This is a genomic window from Mesorhizobium sp. M7A.F.Ca.CA.001.10.2.1, from assembly GCF_003998575.1.
GTDB lineage: Bacteria > Pseudomonadota > Alphaproteobacteria > Rhizobiales > Rhizobiaceae > Mesorhizobium.
On the sequence record NZ_RZQY01001067.1, the window covers coordinates 1 to 1229 of the forward strand.

General features: G+C 64.1%; 1 protein-coding gene. It reads right to left on the reverse strand.

Going from position 1 to position 1229, the window contains the following annotated elements; genetic code table 11:
• Positions 1-147: 147 nt before the first annotated feature.
• Positions 148-1229, reverse strand: a 1082-nt coding sequence (locus EN964_RS35110; RefSeq protein WP_127277484.1) for an LL-diaminopimelate aminotransferase, incomplete at its 5' end; no start/stop codon positions are given.

Genomic DNA, 1229 nt, shown 5'->3' on the forward strand with positions numbered 1-1229 from the left:
ACTTGCGGGGCAGTTCCGCCGCTTTGTCGCGCAGCACGCGCGCCACCGACGCGCCAACGGTGCCGAGGCCGGCAATTCCAACACGCAATGCTTCAGCCATGTCCGGCGACGTCCCTCAAAGTCAGATCGAATTTGCGTGCGGCAAGCTTACCGGTGAGCGGAGAGCGGCACGACGTTGTTGGGCTGCTTGGCGCTGGTCGACAGGAAGCGCTTGATGTTGCGCGCCGCCTGCCGGATCCTGTGCTCGTTCTCGACCAGAGCGACGCGCACGAATTCGTCGCCATGCTCGCCGAAGCCAACACCGGGCGCCACGGCCACGTCGGCATGTTCGATGAGCAGCTTGGAGAATTCGAGCGAGCCGAGATGTCGGAACGGCTCCGGGATTGGCGCCCAGGCGAACATCGATGCCGCCGGTGCCGGAATGGTCCAGCCAGCGCGGCCGAAGGCATCGACCATCACATCGCGGCGCTTGTGGTAGATGTCGCGCACTTCGGCGATGTCGGCGCCGTCGCCATTGAGCGCATGTGCCGCCGCCACCTGGATCGGCGTGAAGGCGCCGTAATCGAGGTAGGATTTCACCCGCGTCAGCGCCGAGATCAGCCGCTCGTTACCGACGGCAAAGCCCATGCGCCAACCGGGCATGGAGAAGGTCTTCGACATGGAGGTGAATTCGACGCAAACGTCGATCGCGCCAGGCACCTGCAGCACCGAAGGCGGCGGATTGCCGTCGAAATAGATCTCCGAATAGGCAAGGTCGGACAGGATGATGATGTCGTTCTTCTTGGCGAAGGCGACCACATCCTTGTAGAAATCGAGCGAGGCGACCAGCGCCGTCGGGTTCGACGGATAGTTGAGGATCAGCGCCAGCGGCTTCGGGATCGAATGTTTGACCCCGCGCTCGAGCGCCGGGATGAAGCCGTCGTCCGGCTCCACCTGCAGCGAGCGGATGACGCCACCCGACATGATGAAGCCGAAGGCATGGATCGGATAGGTCGGGTTCGGGCACAGGATCACGTCGCCGGGCGCCGTGATCGCCTGCGCCATGTTGGCGAAGCCTTCCTTCGAGCCAAGCGTGGCCACCACTTGCGTGTCGGGGTTGAGCTTCACGCCGAAGCGCCTGCCATAGTAGGCGGCTTGGGCGCGACGAAGGCCCGGAATGCCGCGCGACGAGGAATAGCGATGCGTGCGCGGGTCGCGCACGACCTCGCACAATTTGTCGACGATAGCCT